The 17,002-nt window shown below is 57.5% G+C and carries 14 protein-coding genes; 7 read left to right on the top strand and 7 right to left on the bottom strand.

Going from position 1 to position 17,002, the window contains the following annotated elements:
• Positions 1-56: 56 nt before the first annotated feature.
• A complete protein-coding gene (locus ACOTX4_RS05120; protein ID WP_003858756.1) occupies positions 57-677 on the top strand; it encodes a flavin reductase family protein in 621 nt (206 codons plus the stop codon).
• Position 678: 1 nt separating this feature from the next.
• Positions 679-1,533 carry a helix-turn-helix domain-containing protein gene (locus ACOTX4_RS05115; RefSeq protein ID WP_045332385.1) on the top strand — a complete coding sequence of 285 codons (855 nt, stop codon included), beginning with the start codon at positions 679-681 and terminating at the stop codon, positions 1,531-1,533.
• Positions 1,534-1,536: 3 nt separating this feature from the next.
• On the opposite strand, the gene ptsP is transcribed toward ACOTX4_RS05115, so the two are convergent.
• The 7 genes from ptsP to dcuC form a co-directional block, all read right to left on the bottom strand.
• The gene (gene ptsP, locus ACOTX4_RS05110) at positions 1,537-4,032 is read right to left on the bottom strand and encodes a phosphoenolpyruvate--protein phosphotransferase (protein ID WP_047654083.1); all 2,496 of its coding nucleotides are present in this window, start codon (positions 4,030-4,032) and stop codon (positions 1,537-1,539) included.
• A gap of 22 nt (positions 4,033-4,054) precedes the next feature.
• On the bottom strand, positions 4,055-5,095 hold the full coding sequence (gene ypdE / locus ACOTX4_RS05105; protein WP_045332382.1) for an aminopeptidase: 1,041 nt from the start codon (positions 5,093-5,095) through the stop codon (positions 4,055-4,057).
• Positions 5,096-5,097: 2 nt separating this feature from the next.
• Entirely contained in the window at positions 5,098-6,180 is a 1,083-nt protein-coding gene (ypdF, locus tag ACOTX4_RS05100) for an aminopeptidase (RefSeq protein ID WP_045332381.1), read from the bottom strand.
• An 11-nt stretch (positions 6,181-6,191) separates the two neighbouring features.
• A complete protein-coding gene (locus ACOTX4_RS05095) occupies positions 6,192-7,442 on the bottom strand; it encodes a PTS fructose transporter subunit IIC (RefSeq protein ID WP_023315613.1) in 1,251 nt (416 codons plus the stop codon).
• A 27-nt stretch (positions 7,443-7,469) separates the two neighbouring features.
• Entirely contained in the window at positions 7,470-7,793 is a 324-nt protein-coding gene (locus tag ACOTX4_RS05090) for a PTS fructose transporter subunit IIB (RefSeq protein WP_017382483.1), read from the bottom strand.
• A gap of 172 nt (positions 7,794-7,965) precedes the next feature.
• The gene (gene rna / locus ACOTX4_RS05085; RefSeq protein ID WP_023324308.1) at positions 7,966-8,775 is read right to left on the bottom strand and encodes a ribonuclease I; all 810 of its coding nucleotides are present in this window, start codon (positions 8,773-8,775) and stop codon (positions 7,966-7,968) included.
• Positions 8,776-8,869: 94 nt separating this feature from the next.
• Positions 8,870-10,237 (bottom strand): anaerobic C4-dicarboxylate transporter DcuC, encoded by a 1,368-nt coding sequence (gene dcuC, locus ACOTX4_RS05080; RefSeq protein WP_017382481.1) that lies wholly within the window; start codon positions 10,235-10,237, stop codon positions 8,870-8,872.
• Positions 10,238-10,576: 339 nt separating this feature from the next.
• Here dcuC and ACOTX4_RS05075 point away from each other — a divergent pair, with 339 nt between their 5' ends.
• From ACOTX4_RS05075 to ACOTX4_RS05055, 5 genes are read left to right on the top strand one after another with little or no spacing between them, the layout of a single operon-like run.
• Positions 10,577-10,978, top strand: coding sequence for a hypothetical protein (locus tag ACOTX4_RS05075; protein WP_032657570.1), 402 nt, complete (start codon positions 10,577-10,579; stop codon positions 10,976-10,978).
• 53 nt (positions 10,979-11,031) lie between these two features.
• Entirely contained in the window at positions 11,032-11,325 is a 294-nt protein-coding gene (locus ACOTX4_RS05070; RefSeq protein WP_023315617.1) for a copper-binding protein, read from the top strand.
• 11 nt (positions 11,326-11,336) lie between these two features.
• Positions 11,337-12,593 carry a TolC family protein gene (locus tag ACOTX4_RS05065; protein ID WP_045332379.1) on the top strand — a complete coding sequence of 419 codons (1,257 nt, stop codon included), beginning with the start codon at positions 11,337-11,339 and terminating at the stop codon, positions 12,591-12,593.
• Positions 12,590-13,789: an efflux RND transporter periplasmic adaptor subunit gene (locus tag ACOTX4_RS05060; protein WP_023324311.1), complete on the top strand. Its 1,200-nt coding sequence runs from the start codon at positions 12,590-12,592 to the stop codon at positions 13,787-13,789. The genes ACOTX4_RS05065 and ACOTX4_RS05060 overlap by 4 nt, the downstream gene beginning before the upstream one ends.
• Positions 13,786-16,902 (top strand): efflux RND transporter permease subunit, encoded by a 3,117-nt coding sequence (locus ACOTX4_RS05055; RefSeq protein WP_045332378.1) that lies wholly within the window; start codon positions 13,786-13,788, stop codon positions 16,900-16,902. The genes ACOTX4_RS05060 and ACOTX4_RS05055 overlap by 4 nt, the downstream gene beginning before the upstream one ends.
• Positions 16,903-17,002 lie beyond the last annotated feature (100 nt).

The raw sequence follows: 17,002 nt of genomic DNA, 5'->3' as shown, positions 1-17,002 counted from the left end.
CTGGAAAGACTGAACCCGGGCAATGCGCGTTGCAGCCCCAGCGTAGAGAGAGCGATATGTACTTTTACCAACCTTCTCAGGGGCACGGCCTGCCGCACGACCCGCTGAACGCCATTATCGGTCCACGTCCAATTGGCTGGATCTCATCCTGTGATAAGGCCGGTCAACTGAACCTTGCCCCGTACAGCTTCTTTAACTGTTTTAACTATCGCCCACCGATCATTGGTTTTTCCAGCAATGGCTGGAAGGATAGCGTGCGGAATATTACCGAAACGGGGGAGTTTGTCTGGAACCTCGCAACGCGCGATCTGGCCGAGGCGATGAATGAAACCTCCGCCACGCTCCCTCATGGCGAGGATGAATTTACCTTTGCCGGCCTGACGCCCGTAGCCAGCCAGCTTGTGAGCTCGCCGCGCGTGGCGGAAAGCCCGGTGAATTTCGAGTGTCGATTGTCACAGTGCATTCAGCTTACCGGCGCGGATGGGACACCGATTGATACCTGGCTGGTGCTCGGCGAAGTCGTGGGCGTCCATATCGCCGAGAGTTTGCTGGAAGAGGGGATTTACCAGACCGCGAAAGCGCAGCCCATTCTGCGTGCGGGTGGACCGACGGCCTACTATGCCATCAGTGATAGCCATCGCTTCGACCTGGTACGCCCGGATGCGCGCAGGGGGTAATATGCGCGCAACCCTGTTGCCCGCCGATCAGCAGTTTTTTGCCGATCTGTTGAGCGGCCTGGTGCTCAACCCACAGCAGTTGGGGCGAGTCTGGTTTGCTCATCGTGGCGCGTCTGACGCTGTCGGAAGCGTGAGCCGCGACTGGCCACGGCTTGACGTCGTTCTTCGCGGGGAATATGGCAACAGACTGGTTGCCGGGCAGCAGCCCCTCCACCAGGGGGAAATGCTGTTTCTTCCCGCCCAGGCCGCCAGCGTCCCGGTGTTTGAACGACCGGTCATGCTGCTGAGCATTCTTTTCGCGCCGTCGTGGCTGGGGCTGGTGTTTCATGATACCCGGCACGGGCGATCCGTGCCTGCGCAGCGACACGTGGAGCTTCCTCACCCTGAACGAGGTGAGTGTGCCGCGATGCTGATGGCCCTGACGCACCTGAGCGCTTCCCCGCAGGACCAGGCTATTATTCAACCACTGGTGCTGAGTCTGCTGCACTGGTGCCGTAAAGTGGTGTCGTCGCTGCCTGAACCGGGAGTGTCGCGCGGGGATTTCCTCTATCAGAGCATTTGTAACTGGGTGCAGGAAAACTATGCTGAATCCTTGTCGCGGGACAGCGTCGCTTCGCTGTTTAATATTTCGGCTAACCATCTGTCACGCCTGTTCTCTCAACAGGGGACGATGAGTTTTGTGGATTACGTTCGTTGGGTGCGTATGGCGAAGGCGAGAACCATCCTGCAAAAATACCACCTGCCGGTGGGGGAAGTGGCGAAGCGCTGTGGCTATGCCGATAGCGACTATTTTAGCCGTCTGTTCCGGCGCCAGTTTGGCCTGACGCCGGGGGAGTATCGCGCACGCTTTCAGTGACAGTCAGAACGTGATTTCAGCGTTCAACAGATCCAGGATACTTTGCGGCGTCGTTGCTGCAAACAGCGACTCGCGAAATGTTTTATTGACCAGCTTCCGCGCCAGCTGGGAAAAGACCTTCACGTGATTAATCCCTTCCTGAGCGCCGAGCGTCAGCATGATCACCAGCTCGACGTCGCCCAAATCCGACTCCCAGTCAATCGCCTTGTCCAGACGGGCAATGCTGATGCTGGAATGGCGTATCCATTGCGATTTGGTGTGAGGGATCGCCACGCCAAACCCGACGGCGGTAGTGACAATCTCTTCGCGCTGCCAGAGATCTTCTTCAAGCTCGAGCGGGTTTTCGGTCCTGCCATGAATCGCAAGATTTCCGCATAAGAATTGAAGCACCTGCTCTTTTGAGGTCAGCGGCTCATTGACCACGATAGTCTCCAGCGCCAGCAATGGACGCGGCGGCGCTTCCGGTGTGAAATCCGCCAGCAGGACTTCAATCTCCTCTGCGCTGCGGCTGTCACAGGCCTTATCTGCCAGCGCCCGGCAGGTCGCCATGTCCAGCTGACGCAACTGGGTTTTTACCGCAGGGATGCGCGGCCCGCTCATGCTGAACTCATCTAAGCCCAGCCCAAGCAGAAGAGGGAGGTAGCGCTGCTCTCCGCCAAGTTCCCCGCAAATGCCGACCCATTTCCCGTGACGATGCGCTGCGGTGACGATCTGGCGAACCATGCGTAAAAAAGACGGTGTGATGGGGTTATACAGCCCCGAAACGCGCGGGTTGTTGCGATCGACAGCGTAGAGATACTGAGTCATATCGTTCGAGCCGATACTGAAGAAATCCACCTCTTCGCAGAAGTGATCGATGATAAAGCAGACTGAAGGCACTTCAACCATGATCCCCAGCGGCAGGTGCGCGGTGTGACGTAACCCCTGTGAGGCCAGGGCGTCACGAACGTTTTGCAGCTCCTGTTTGATCCATAAAATCTGATCGAGGCTGTGCACCATCGGGATCATCAACAGCGCATTGCCGCTTGCGCCTGCGCGTAAGATCGCGCGCAGTTGGGTGCGGAAGAGATCGGCAAATTCGGGATAAATGCGAACGGCGCGATAGCCGAGGAACGGGTTTTCTTCCTGGGGAATGTTCAGGTAAGGGATCTGCTTATCGCCACCGATGTCCATTGTGCGAAAGATGACCGGCTTGCCCTGCGCGGAGAGCAGCACCTGCTGATAGGCTTCGAATTGCTCCTGCTCGTCCGGCGCGGTGTCTCTGTCCATATAGAGCATTTCAGTGCGAAACAGCCCGATACCCTGCGCGCCGCAGGTAAACGCCCCGGGCGCTTCCAGCGCGCTGCCGATGTTGGCGGCAATCTCTACCGGTACGTTGTCGCGGGTGAGCGCTGGAAGACCCGCATCTTTGATCTGCTGCTGGTGGCGTCGGTCGGCAAGGCGCTGCGCCACGCTGTAGTAATCATTCACCGCGTCGTTGGGTTCAACGACCAGCACGCTACAGATGCCGTCCAGAAGGACCTCTTTTCCCATCAACGGCGCCAGTGAGGCGACCGTTAAACCACTCAGCACAGGCACGGAGGCCGCGCGTGCCAGGATCAGCGTATGCGACGTCCGGCCTGTTTTTTCAAGCACCATGCCTTTCAGGTACTGCGTGTCGAGGCTGAGAAACTGGCTGGGCGTCAGATCTTCCGCCACCAGAATGGTGGGGGCGCTAAGGGTGAATGCGGAGGTTTGCTGCAACTCCGGCCAGGTAATGTTAAGAAGCTGCTCGCTGATGTCGCGAATATCGCTGACGCGTTCACGCAGGTAATCGCTGGCGGAGAGTGACAGCTTGTCGCAGATCAGCTCCATATTACGAATGATCGCCTCCGCAAGGCTTAGCCGCTCCTCGGCGATCAGTCGGCGTATGGTGCCGCCAAACTCCTCATCCTGGATCAGCGAAAGATGCGCGCTAAGAATGGTTTTACTCTCGCCGTCGAGCCCGCGCAGGCGGTGGTTGAGCCGTTCGGCCAGCGTCGCCAGGCTGTGTTCCAGGCGGGTAATATCTTCCGGCGAGGCGGGGATCTGACAATAACGTTTGAGGTTATCGCTCTGCCAGCCTCGCAGAGTGCCAGCCCCGATGCCACTGGCGAGCGTAATGCCGTGCTGAAGATGGGGAGCAAGCCTTACAAGCGAGCGGGGCAGGGGATGCGCAACGTGCGGCGCGTCGCCGGAGGGAATACTGTCGCTGTCGATAAACGCGCCGGTGAGATACGCCTCCAGCACGCGTCGGGCCTGCTCCTCGTCGCTGCCGTTAATTTCCAGCACGCAGCTGTCATTAAACAGCGTACCGGTACTGATCAGCGCCAGCGAGCTTTTGGCATCCGCGTGAGTGTGAAGCCGTCTGTTGATAAAACGGATGTCGCTGCGCCATGCGCTGCACTGCTCTTTTAACGCCCAGGCCGGACGCGCATGCAGGCCGTTGGGCAGTGGGCAGAAAAATTCAATTGAAAGCATACTTCCTCCTGGCCGCGTGAGATCAGCATCTGAAGTCCGTCAGATGATCCACGGTCTCACGGTTCATGCCTGCCACAAGCGCGACAAGCAGTTGTTGGGTGTGATGAATGTCTTTTTCGTCGGCAATGGATGCCGCGCAGTGCCCGTGTCGGGTAGGGGGACCAAGCACAAGAGTCGGCACGCCAGTGCCGGAGAGATGGATCGCCCCGCCGTCCGTTCCGCCGTTGCTGAACATGTCTTTTTGCAGCAGGATCCCCTGCGAGCGCGCGATTGTCTCAGCCAGCGCAATCAGTTTGGCTGGGGCGATGAGCGTTTTGTCGTACAGCACCAGCATCGGGCCCGCACCGATCTGGCGATGGTTGGCGCTGCCATAATCGAAATTTTTTGACCAGCAGGCGGTATCCAGCACCAGCGCGATATCAGGATGAATGGCGCGCGTGGCGGTCTGGCCGCCGCGCAGGCCGACCTCTTCACTTGAACTGGCCACCAGCCAAAGCTCGCAGTCGAGCGGCGTCTGGTGCAGCTCGCGCAGTAGCGCAATCAGCAGGTAACAGCCGAGACGATCGTCGAAGGCTTTACCCATCACCCGATTGTGGGGAAGGGTCTGAAAGGGTGTATCGAACGTCACGCGGTCGCCTGCGTCGATACCGGCGGCGAACACCTCCTCCGCCGACGTCGCGCCAATGTCGACACGCAAATTGTCAACGTTTTCTCCTTTCAGATCCCCATCCAGCAGTCCCGGTATTTTTTCCCCGTTACGCGTGGTGATGCGCACCGGCTGAAGGGTACGGGCCATCATGCGCACGTTGCCGATGGGCAGGACATCAATGGCCCCTTCGCGCGAGACGCTACGCACCATAAAACCGACTTCATCCATATGGGCGCAGACCATCACCTTCGGGCCCCGGCTCTGGTTGACGCGGATAAGCACGGAACCCAGCCCATCAAACTGAACCTCTTTATGGTATTTTTGCGCCTCACTGAGCAGGATGTCGCGCACCTCTTGCTCTGAGGCCGCAATGGCGTCTGCTTCGCTCAGGGCGCGCAGTAAATCTCTGTCCACTCTTATTCTCCCGTCAGCAATAGCCGTTTGTCGAAGGTATAAAGCACCTCCGCACCCGTTTCCGTCACCAGCACCACATCTTCAATTCGTACCCCGCCCAGGTGTTCAAGGTAGATCCCCGGCTCAACGGTCAGCACCATGCCGGGCTGCAACGGGGTGCGGTCGGTAGGGGAAAAACGTGGATTTTCATGAACATCAATACCAATGGCATGGCCGGTGTTATGCCCGAACTGCGGACCGTAACCTGCACGTTCAATCACGGAACGTGCGGCGCTATCGATCTGATGACAGGAAACGCCGGGGCGGATGGCATCAATAGCTGCCTGTTGTGCCGCCAGAACGATCTGGTACACCGCATAGAGAGGGTGTTCCTCCGGCGGCGTGTTTTGCCCGGCGACAAGAAAGGTCCTTGTCATATCCGAGCAATACCCCTGGTGTTGGGCGCCGAAATCAAGGGTGATCATCTCGCCAGGCATAATCACTTTGTCAGAGGCTTTGCCGTGGGGCAGCGCACCGCGCGGCCCGCTGGCGACAATGGTGTCGAAAGAGGGCTTGTCCGCGCCCTCCTGCTTCATAAACCACTCCAGCTCGGCAGCGACTTCACGTTCGCGCATACCGGGCTGAATGAAACGCCGGATGTGCTGTGCGGCGCGGTCGGCAATGCCGCATGCTGCACGGATACGGTCGATTTCGTCAGCGGTTTTTATCTGCCGCAGCGCGTCGAGCGAGGTGCTGCAAAGGGTGGCATTCAGCGTATCGCGCCACAGCACGCCTGTTTGCCAGCTCACGTATTCACCCTCAAAGCCAAGACGGGTGAGAGCTTCCTTCGCAATAATCTGATTCACCGCCTGCGCAAGCGGGTTCTCCGTGGTAAGCAGGTGCATCTCATAGCCCGCCGCTCGTGAAGCGATATCGCTGTAGTAACGGAAATCCACCAGGATATGTGCCGCGGTTTGTGTCACCAGCACATAGCCCGAACCGGTTGAAATGCCCAGGTGCGGCTGTTTATTCTGGCGCGAAGAGATGAGCACGCCGTCCAGTTTTTCCGCAGCCAGCCAGGCACGAAGCCTTCTCAGTAATTCCATGTTTCTCCCCGTTACAGCGTGTTGATAGCGAGTTTCCCGCGCTTGTGCAGACTGTTACGAATAATCACTACCAACAGCGCGGTGATCGCCGCCCCGACCACAATACTGAGCATGTACGCCCCCAGATTGGTGACCAGTGGCCACGCCCAGATCGCCGATTCAGGGAACCACTGCACGGCACCGAGCGCGGTGGCGGTCATTGCACCGGCGATCGCGCCCGCCATATACGCCGGCAGCGTCGCAAGCGGATTTTCCAGCAGGAACGGGATGGCCCCTTCACTGATGCCCATAAAGGCGAGGAACATGGCCGTTTTGCCTTGCGGATAAAGCTGCGGACTAAACAGGCGTTTGCCGGTCAGACGATGGTCAATCAGCGTGGCCAGCCCCAGACCAATGGGCGGAATAACAATCGCCACGGCGCGGGAGGTGATGGGCAGGACATGATCGGTTGTCAGCCCCAGGCCAACAAATCCCGCCGCTTTGTTAATGGGGCCGCCAAGATCAATCGCCGTGGCCGCCGCCATCCCGATGGCGTACATCATGGAGCCCGCCTGACCCGCCGCCAGCAGTACGGTCCGCATACCTGCATTCAGCCAGCCGCCAATCGGCGTGATGATGTAATACATCGCCAGCATCACAAACAGCGCCGAGAGGATTGGGATCAGAAAGGTGCTTTTAAAGGCCAGCAGATACTGTGGAACGTTAATGCGGCTATTCAGCCATTTGACCAGATAGCCTGCGGCTATGGCGATAATCAGCGCGCCAATAAACGTGGAGGGCACGGGTTTGGTGGCAAGCCAGGTCAGTTTTTCCGCATCAAAGTTCAGCACCAGCGTCGGCTGCGTGGCGACAAGACCACCGATAAACCCGGCCGGGAAGGCCAGTTTTCCGCCGATAGAGTTGGCGACAAAGGCGGCAAACATTGGGATGGCGAAGCTGAACAGCAGCCCGCCGAACGATTCAGTCAGATAGCCAAATTTCAATAGCGAGAGATTGAAACCGGTGAATTTGCCTGAGTTAAGCGCGTCGAGAATACCGGTGTCAGGCGGGATCTCCAGCCAGACGTAGGCGATAAGCTGTGAAATGGCGAGGATAACCCCGCCCATGATAAGTGTTGGCACCATGCGGGATATCCCCGACATAATGTGCTGTGGAAGCTCTTTCCAGAAAGACGCACCGGCGGCAACCGGTGCGGATTTGATGGCAAGTGTGTCACCCTCGTGACTGTCCGGGCGAACCGCGCTGCGTTTTTTAATAGCCATGACGAAAACCCCTGGATGTGAAGATTATTATTGTTCTGCTGCAATCATCTCTTCGATCTCTTTCAGGGTGCCTGCCGCGTTTTTAATGGCGTCCTGAAGCGTAATCTCATACACGTCGCGCGTTTCGAAGCGTTCATTGTCTTCCGGGGTGATCGCGATGGCGTGGATGATAATGTCAGCGTCGGCAATATCCTGCGGGGTCAGGCGATTCTGGATCCCGTCCGCGCCCTGGGTTTCAATTTTTACCTCATAACCGGCTTCCGTCGCCGCGTCTTCCAGCGCCTGGGCTGCCATGAAGGTATGTGCCAGGCCCATCGGGCAGGCGCACAGTGCAATCAGTTTTTTAGCCATGTGAAATTCCTCTTGTAGATAACGCCACGATTATGACGGGGAGGTTTCAGTGATGTTTACCGGATTAATAATGCTTTTGCTGGAAAAATGATGCGTGTGAGCGGAAGTGTGAGGTTAATCGTCATATCACGGAAACCAATGAAAACCGGGCAAAAAGTTGCCCGGCGCAGCATCAGTAACCGGCTTTATCAATGACAAACTGTTTGCCGCAGTTGCCCGGATGCGGCTGTGGCGCAAAGGAGCCGGCAGAGAGTGGGTTGTTGATGGTGCTGGCGTTCAGCGAGATCTGCATTTCGGTCAGATAAGCCGGATTGCCGTGGCAGGTAAGCTTGAACGCTTTTACGCTCTGTTTTCCCCAGCTTTTGGCCACGGCTGCATCGAAGTCGCTGCGGCGGACGCTTTTGCCATAGTTTTCCGCCAGAAATTTTCCTGCCGCGCTGTGCTTCACTTCCTGGTTCATGCGCACCATGGTGCCGAAGTAAGCGTCGGGATCAAAACCAAAGCAGACGCCGTGTTTCGCGTATTCATAACGTTCAAGGCAGGAGTTGCCGCCCGCGCCGGGCATCACGCTGTTCAGCTTCGCCGCGCCCGTTAGCGATAGTCCGGTCTCTGCGGCGTCACATTTGCGGCTGGCTTTTGCTTCCGGCATATTCGGAACCGGACGAGTGGCGCAGCCGAAGCGCATCCAGCGGCGTTCATCCACTCCGCGAGCGGCAATCGATTTCGGCAATGCTGGCCATAAGCCGTGGACGGTCAGAAAATCGGTTTTGTTGCTGCTCTCTTTTTGCAGGCGACACTCTTCCGGTTCGTCACGGTTACGTTCGACCATGCTCTGGCAAAATCCGGTTTGCCAGGAAAGGGCCAGAACGTAGCGATCGAAATCGCCGTACTGGGTTGGCTTAAGCGGATCTGCCTGAATTGAGAAGACACAGAGTGCAAGCGCTACTGCGCCAGACGGGATAACGATATCCTTCCTGAACATTTGCTTTCCTGATTGGTTGGGCGCGATTAATTTCTGGGGGTTATTAAAGCACAAAAAGCGCCCGCAGGCGCTTTTTGGAAATCAGGAATTTCGCTTAGGCAGCGCCGGGAACCAGTACTTCGGTGGCGATAATAACGATAATCAGGCCAACCAGCACCGGCACTGACGTGCGTTTTACCACTTCAAACGGAGAGATTTTCGCCATCCCCGCAACCGCAACCACCACGCCCGATACCGGAGAAATGGTACGACCCAGGTTGGAGGCCTGAAGCATTGGAATGGACAGGTAAGCCGGGTTGATGCCGGAGGAGTGTGCCAGCTTAGGGATCATCTCAACAAAGGCGTAGAACGGCGCGTTACCGGAGCCGGTGGTCATCGCCGCCAGCATGGTCAGCACCACCAGCACCAGCATCAGGATAATGCTGGCCGAGCCGAACGAGGTGGCGATAGAGATCAGGCTCTGAATAAAGCCGATGGTGCTCAGCCCCTGGGCAAACACCCCCGCGGCAACCAGCAGCATCACCACGCCCGCGAAGGCATCCGCCATACCGCGGAAGGCTACTTCCAGACCCGTGAACACTTTCTGGGTGTTAAAACCACGAACGAACTCCAGGATGGCCGCCAGCAGCATACAGATCACCAGGATAGTGATGATGTGCAGCTGCGGGCCCCATTTGCCGTCGAAAATAAGCACGCCAATAATCGGCGTGAAGGGCAGGATGGAATAAAACGCCGGGGCGGTAGTGGTGATTTCGCTGACGTCCATCATTTCGTGGCTGACGTTCTCTTTCTTATCGAGATAGCGCTGCCAGAAGAAATGCGCCACGCCCATGCCGAGAATAGCGGTGATGGAGATCGGCAGTGTGGTTTTGAAGGCGAAGTCAATTAGCGACATTTCCGCGGCTTTCGCGGCCAGCACTACGTCACCGGAAGTAGGGGAGAGAATAATCGCCGCCGGAGAGGCGCAAATAGCCGCCGCTGCACCACGGCTGATCCCGACGTTAACCATTACCGGGAACAACGTTGCCATTAACAGCACGCCAAGGCCCGTTGCTGAGGAAACGGCTAATGACATCAGACAGGCCAGGAAATAGGCCGCGACCATCAGCAGATAGGGGGAGTTAATATATTGCAGCGGCTTAGAAGCCAGCTTTACCACCATATCATTCGCGCCGATATGGGTCATATAGGCAGCAAATCCGCAGAGCATCATGATCATCATGCCCAGATCGCCGCCGCGGCTCATCAGCAGAATTTTTATATATTCCACAATATCGGTAGCGGTATATCCGGTACTGGCTTCGCTGGCGGGTAAAACCTGATGACCCATTAGCGCGCTAATGATCAGCAGCGTCAGGCCGCCGACAAATAGCACGCCGGTGGCTGAGTAACCTTTAATGATGTAGCGTGCTACACCGACAATGACCACGACTCCAATGAGGAGTTCGAGAAAAGTAAGCATGATTTCCCCTGTTTCCTTGCTGCCCGAGAGACAAATAATCAATAAAAAAGAAGCTGAAATGTGCCGAATAAATGTCCAGTCCTTGCTGATTAAAATCAAGAAAGAGACTACTAAAGGCACTGATGACGATATTTTTGCTAACCCTGCGTCATTTATATTAAGACGTTATTGACCTGATGAATAGATATTATATGTCATTAAATTGATGGTGAAGTGTTAAGGTTTTGAGTATTACTTGCCGACAATCGATTTAAAACGTAAATCTCTTTAAAACCACTTCTCTTTCATTCTTTTGCCTACTTATACTCGGTTCACTTTCTCCTGTCCGACGATCTGAATATGCACGCCAGCTGGACATATCGCCTGCGCTTTATCAAAAAACATCTGCTGATGTTTTTGCTGGCGTTTGGCTGGCTGTTGATCCAGACTCAGGTGGCCGTCGCCTCCCATCAATGTTCAATGGATTTGCGCGGTGAGGTGGCCACTATCCAGCACATGGAGATGATGGCGCAACCGGGGCCGCATTATGCTGCCGGTGCTTCACCGCTGTGTGAAAAACATTGTGTGCCGGATCAGGTACAAAAAGATCCTGCCCAGCCGCATCTGGTGGCGCTGCCTGCCGCCATGACCCTGACCTTAACGACCCCAGAGTGCTCGTCTGCAAGCCATTCTGCGTGGTCCGTTACCCCTCCTGCTGTGGGGCCGCCGGCAACGATCCGCTATTGCCGGTTTCGGGAGTAAAAACCTGTTAATTCGTTGATTTTATTTACTTAACGTTTAACAGGAGTTTTATCATGCGTACCGTATTCCTTTCCGCGCTGGTTGGCGCGTCCGTCTCTTTCGCTTCTTATACCGCCCAGGCAAACCAGACCTGGCAGGGCCGCGGCGTGGTTCAGTCGATCTCTGACAGCGCCGTCATGCTCCGGCACGAGGCCATACCGGAACTAAAATGGCCAGCAATGACCATGCCGTTTACTTTATCTGCCGGCGCCACGCTGAATGGCGCCAAACCGGGGGATGAAGTGACCTTTACGCTTGAGCGTGCGGGTGACGGTTTCCAGATTATCTCGCTGACGCCAGCACGCTAAGCGAGGTCACCATGAAACAACACACACTGAGCCTGTGGCTCGGTGGGGTGTTGTTCGGCCTGTTAACCTCCGCCGCGCAGGCGGAGCCGTGGACGCTCGAACACACCCTGACCGAAGCCCAGCGCTACTCAGCAGAACTCTCCGCCAGCCGTAACGAAGCGCAGGCGCTGGATGCAATGGCGGTTTCCGCCACGCAATTACCTGACCCAAAACTGAAATTCGGCATCGAAAACGTGCCGGTACAGGGCAGCAACGATCGGCGGCTGACGCGCGAAGGGATGACCATGCAGAAGGTTGGCATCATGCAAAGCTACGTCAGCTCAGAGAAGCGGGAACGTAAAGCGCAGACCTTGCAGGCGCAGGCGCGAAGCGTGCTGGCAAAATCCGAAGCCGTCCGCGCCGCGCTTCAGCGTGATACCGCCCAGGCCTGGCTGGATCTGGCGCTGGCCCAGCAGGCACTGAACACGGCCAGAACGCTGGTCCGTGAAACGGAACGTCAGCGCGGCGTGCAGAAGGCGAGCGTCGGGGCGGGAAGCGCAATGCCGGACAGCGTACTGGCCCTGCAAATGATCCTCAGCGCCATGCGCGACAAAGAGACGCTGGCGCAGCGGGATGTGCAGCTGGCGCAAAGCCGCCTGCTGGAGCTAACGGGGCACGCTATAACGGAGGTTCGCGGTCCGCTGCCGCGTTATCAGCGTCTTCCTGCCAATGAAAAAACGTTGCAGGAGGGGATCGTCAGGCACCCGGAAGTGGAGGCCGCGCGACGTGAAGCCGAGACCGCGAAAGCGCGTTCAGCGCAATCTGCCGTGGCGGCGATACCCGATGTGGATGTGGAGGTCTATTACGCCCACCGCGCTGAAGGCTATGACGATATGGCTGGCGTGATGTTCAGCGTGGATCTGCCTCTGTTCCAGTCAAAACGTCAGGACAAGGATTACGCCGCCGATGTTTCCCGCTCTATGCAGGCGGCGGATCAACTGACGCTGCTCAAGCGCGAACACATTGCCCAGGTGCAAACGCTGGTGGCGCAGTATCAGGCTGCGCAAACGGTGTGGCAGCGACAGCGGGACGAGGTACTCCCGTTGCAGCGTCAACGGCTGGCGGTACTGACGGCGCAATATCGCTCTGGACAGTCGGCGCTTCCGGCCCTGCTGGAGGCGCGTCGTGGCGTACTGGATACGGAACTGGCGGTGAACCAGGCGGAGCGCGAAATGGCGCGAACCTGGGCTGCCGTGAACTGGCTGATCCCGCAGGAGCTGGCGCAATGAAAAAAACAACGTTAATGGCGATTGCCATCGCGATAGCTGCCGCTGGCGGCTATTTTGTCGGACAGAAGCAGACGCATCAGCCGGCTGCGGCTGCACAACCCTCTGAACGTAAGGTGCTTTACTGGTACGACCCCATGGTACCCGGTCAGCGCTTCGATAAGCCGGGTAAATCCCCCTTTATGGATATGGATCTGGTCCCGCGCTACGCTGATGAAGCGCAGGCGGCGTCAGGCGTGGCCATCAGCACTCAACAGCAGCAAAACCTGGGGATGAAAACCGCCAACGTTGAGATGCGCCAGCTGGTTTCGCCGTTCTCGGCCTTTGCCACGGTTGCAACGGATGAACGTAACGTCTCGGTGGTGTCAGCTCCGGCCAATGGCGTGGTGTCAAAATTGTTTGTTAATGCACCGCAGCAGCAGGTGAAAGCCGGAGAGGCGCTGGCGCAACTGTGGATCCCGCAATGGACCACCGCCCAGCAGGAGTATCTCGCAGTTCGTCAGCTTGGCGATGCCGCATTGACCCGCGCCGCACGCGAGCGGCTGGCGTTGCAGTTTATGCCGGAAGAGGTCATTCGTTTGCTGGAGCGTAGCGGCAAGCCGCAGACCACGCTCATCCTGCGCGCTGACCGGGCCGGCTATGTGGTGAAGCTGGACGTGCGGGAAGGGGCGCAAATCACCGCAACGGCGCCGCTGTTTGAGATCGCCAGGCTCGATCCGGTCTGGCTGGTGGTCGATTACCCGCAAACGCAGGCGCAGTCTCTGGCAGTGGGCAGCAACGTGGTCGCAACGTCAGAAAGCTGGCCGGGGGAGCAATTCCACGGCACGGTCAGCGAATTGCTGCCGCAGATGGAGACGACCACGCGAACCCTGAAAGCCCGTATCGTGCTGGAAAATTCCGCACATAAGCTGAAGCCGGGTATGTACCTCTCCGTCAGGCGTGCGGAAGAGATGAAAGGCCCGCCGGTGCTGGCGGTGCCGGAAGAGGCGGTGATTAACAGCGGAGAGTCTGCGCGTCTGCTGCTGGCTACCGGGGACGGTTATTTCCGGCCTGTGACGGTGACAACCGGCCTGACGGCGCAGGGCTGGACGGCGATCCTGTCCGGGGTCAAACAGGGCGATAAGGTGGTGACGTCCGGGCAATTCCTCATTGATTCCGAAGCCAGCCTGCGTAGCGTGATGCCGGAGGTGACGCCATGATTGCCGCTGTGATTCGCGCCTCGTTGCGTAACCGCCTGCTGGTGATCCTGGCCGCACTGATGATGGCCAGCTGGGGCTGGTGGGCGGTGCAGCGCGCGCCGCTGGACGCGTTGCCCGATCTGTCTGATGTGCAGGTCATTATCAAAGCGAGTTACCCCGGGAAAGCGCCGCAGGTGATTGAAGATCAGGTGACCTGGCCGCTGACAACCTCCATGTTGTCTGTGCCGGGCGCCAAAACCGTGCGCGGTTTTTCAATGTTTGGTGACGCTTATGTGTATGTGCTGTTTGAGGATGGCACCGATCTCTACTGGGCGCGATCCCGGGTGCTGGAATATTTAAGCCAGGTACAGGCGCAGTTTCCGCCGGGCGTGAAGGTGTCGCTGGGGCCGGATGCGACGGGCGTCGGCTGGATCTACGAATATGCACTGATCGACCGTAGTGGAAAACACAGCCTGGCAGATCTGCGGGCCCTACAGGACTGGACGCTTAAGTTCGAGCTTAAGACGGTACCGAATGTATCTGAGGTGGCAAGTATTGGCGGAATGGTGCGTCAGTATCAGATCGTGGCGGACCCGGCGAAAATGCGCGCGCTGAATATTACCCACAGCCAGCTATCCGGCGCGGTGCAGGCCGCCAATAAGGAGAGCGGCGGCGCCCTGCTGGAGATGGGCGAAACGGAGTATATGGTGCGGACAACGGGCTATTTGCGCTCGCTGGAGGATTTTCGCAATGTGGTGATCGCCACCCGCGATGGCGTACCTGTCCTGCTGAAAGATGTCGCCACCATTGGCATTGGCCCGGAGATCCGCCGGGGTGTGGCGGAGCTTAACGGTGAAGGGGAGGTTGCTGGCGGCGTAATCGTGATGCGCTACGGGCAGAACGCGCTGGAAACCCTTAGCGCGGTAAAAGCGAAACTGAGCGAGCTGCAAAAAACGCTGCCGCAGGGCGTCGAGATTGTTCCGGTCTACGATCGTTCCACGCTGATTGAGGACTCGGTCAAAACGCTAACGCACAAGCTGCTCGAAGAGTTTGCCGTGGTGGTACTGGTGTGTGCGCTGTTCCTGTTCCACCTGCGCTCCGCGCTGGTGGCGATGGTCTCTCTGCCGCTGGGGATCCTCGGGGCTTTTGTGGTGATGCACTATCAGGGCATTAACGCGAATATGATGTCGCTCGGCGGGATCGCCATTGCCATCGGGGCGATGGTGGATGCCGCAATTGTGATGATTGAAAACATGCACAAGGTGCTGGAGCAGTGGCGGCATGATAATCCGGGCAAGGAGCCCGCGCCGGGGGAATACTGGCGTCTGGCGGAAAAGGCGGCGGTTGAAGTGGGACCGGCGCTGTTTTGCAGCCTGTTAATCATCACGCTGTCATTTATACCGGTTTTTTCGCTGGAAGCGCAGGAGGGGAGAATGTTCTCGCCGCTGGCGTTCACCAAAACCTGGTCGATGGCCGTGGCCGCCGGGCTTGGGATCACCCTGGTGCCGGTGCTAATGGGCTTTTTCATTCGCGGGAAAATCCCGGATGAGAAGGCAAACCCGATCAACCGCCTCCTGATCCGCCTGTATGAGCCGCTGCTGGACAAGGTACTGACCTTCCCGAAAACGACGCTGGCACTGGCATGTCTGCTGCTGATCGCCACGCTCTGGCCGCTGAGCCGCCTGGGAAGCGAATTTATGCCGCCGCTGGATGAAGGAGATTTACTCTATATGCCCTCCACGCTGCCGGGGATCTCTGCTCGCGAGGCATCACGGCTGCTTCAGCAGACCGACCGCTTGATCAAAAGCGTCCCGGAGGTGGCGAGCGTGTTTGGCAAAGCCGGTCGGGCAGAGTCGGCAACCGATCCCGCGCCATTAACCATGCTGGAAACAACCATCCACTTTAAGCCCCGCGAGCAGTGGCGGCCAGGAATGACGCCACAAAAGCTGGTGGAGGAGCTTGATAAAACCGTGTCGCTGCCGGGTATTGCCAATGTGTGGGTGCCGCCTGTCCGTAACCGCCTGGACATGCTGGCAACCGGGATCAAAAGCCCGGTCGGCATTAAGGTGAACGGCAATAATATTACCGACATTGAGCGTGTGGCCCGGCAGATTGAGCAGGTGGTGAAGGACGTTCCTGGCGTCTCCTCTGCGCTGGCGGAGCGTCTGGAAGGCGGACGCTACGTGGATATTCGTATCGATCGGCAAAAAGCCGCGCGCTACGGCGTTTCCGTCGATGAACTGCAAAGCCTGGTCTCCACGCTGGTCGGGGGCGATAACATTGGCGAGGTGATCCAGGGACGCGAGCGGTATCCCATCAACCTGCGTTATCCCCGCGATTTGCGTGATAACGTCGACGCGTTGCGGGTGTTGCCGGTAGTGACCGCCAGCGGTAGCCAGGTGGCGCTGGGGGAATTGGCCGATATCGTCGTGACGGAAGGCCCACCGATGCTAAAAAGTGAAAACGCGCGCCTTTCCAGCTGGATCTATGTTGACTTGCGCGGGCGCGATCTGAAGTCCGCCGTGGATGAAATGCAAAAACGGGTGGGAGAGAAGGTGGTATTGCCGCAGGGCGTGTCTCTCTCCTGGTCCGGGCAGTTTGAATATCTGGAACGGGCGACCGAGAGGCTCAAAATAGTTTTACCTGTCACGCTGATGATTATATTCGTCCTTTTATGGTTAACCTTCAGGCGGATATCAAATGTCCTGATAATAATGGGGACATTGCCGTTCGCGCTTATTGGGGGCGTGTGGTTATTGTGGCTGCTTGAATATAATTTGTCAGTGGCGGGGGGCGTTGGCTTTATCGCCCTCTCCGGGGTGGCGGCAGAATTCGGCGTAATTATGGTTCTTTATTTGAATCATGCGATCGATAAATATCACAGGCTGGAGCCAGAAGAGGGAAATACGGTGCTGATGCGGGCGATCCACGAAGGTGCCGTGCTGCGCGTGCGTCCGAAGGTGATGACGGTCGCCACTATTATGGCAGGACTGCTGCCCATCATGTGGGGCAGTGGGAGTGGCTCGGAGGTGATGCAACGTATTGCCGCGCCGATGATTGGCGGCATGGTAACGGCACCGTTATTGTCGATGTTAGTTATTCCCGCACTCTACAAATTGTTACATCAACGTTAAATATGTCAACTGCATGTGCTTATTCAGGCATGCAGTTTATGTATCCTCAGATTATTCCCAGGAACGGGATGGTAATTAGGAATAACACCCATGCTGTTAA

The sequence above is a fragment of the Enterobacter cloacae complex sp. IR5459 genome, assembly GCF_049238005.1.
Taxonomy (GTDB): Bacteria; Pseudomonadota; Gammaproteobacteria; order Enterobacterales; family Enterobacteriaceae; genus Enterobacter; species Enterobacter hormaechei_C.
Note: the sequence above shows the minus strand (reverse complement) of the source record. Positions and strands in the feature narration are given on the sequence as shown.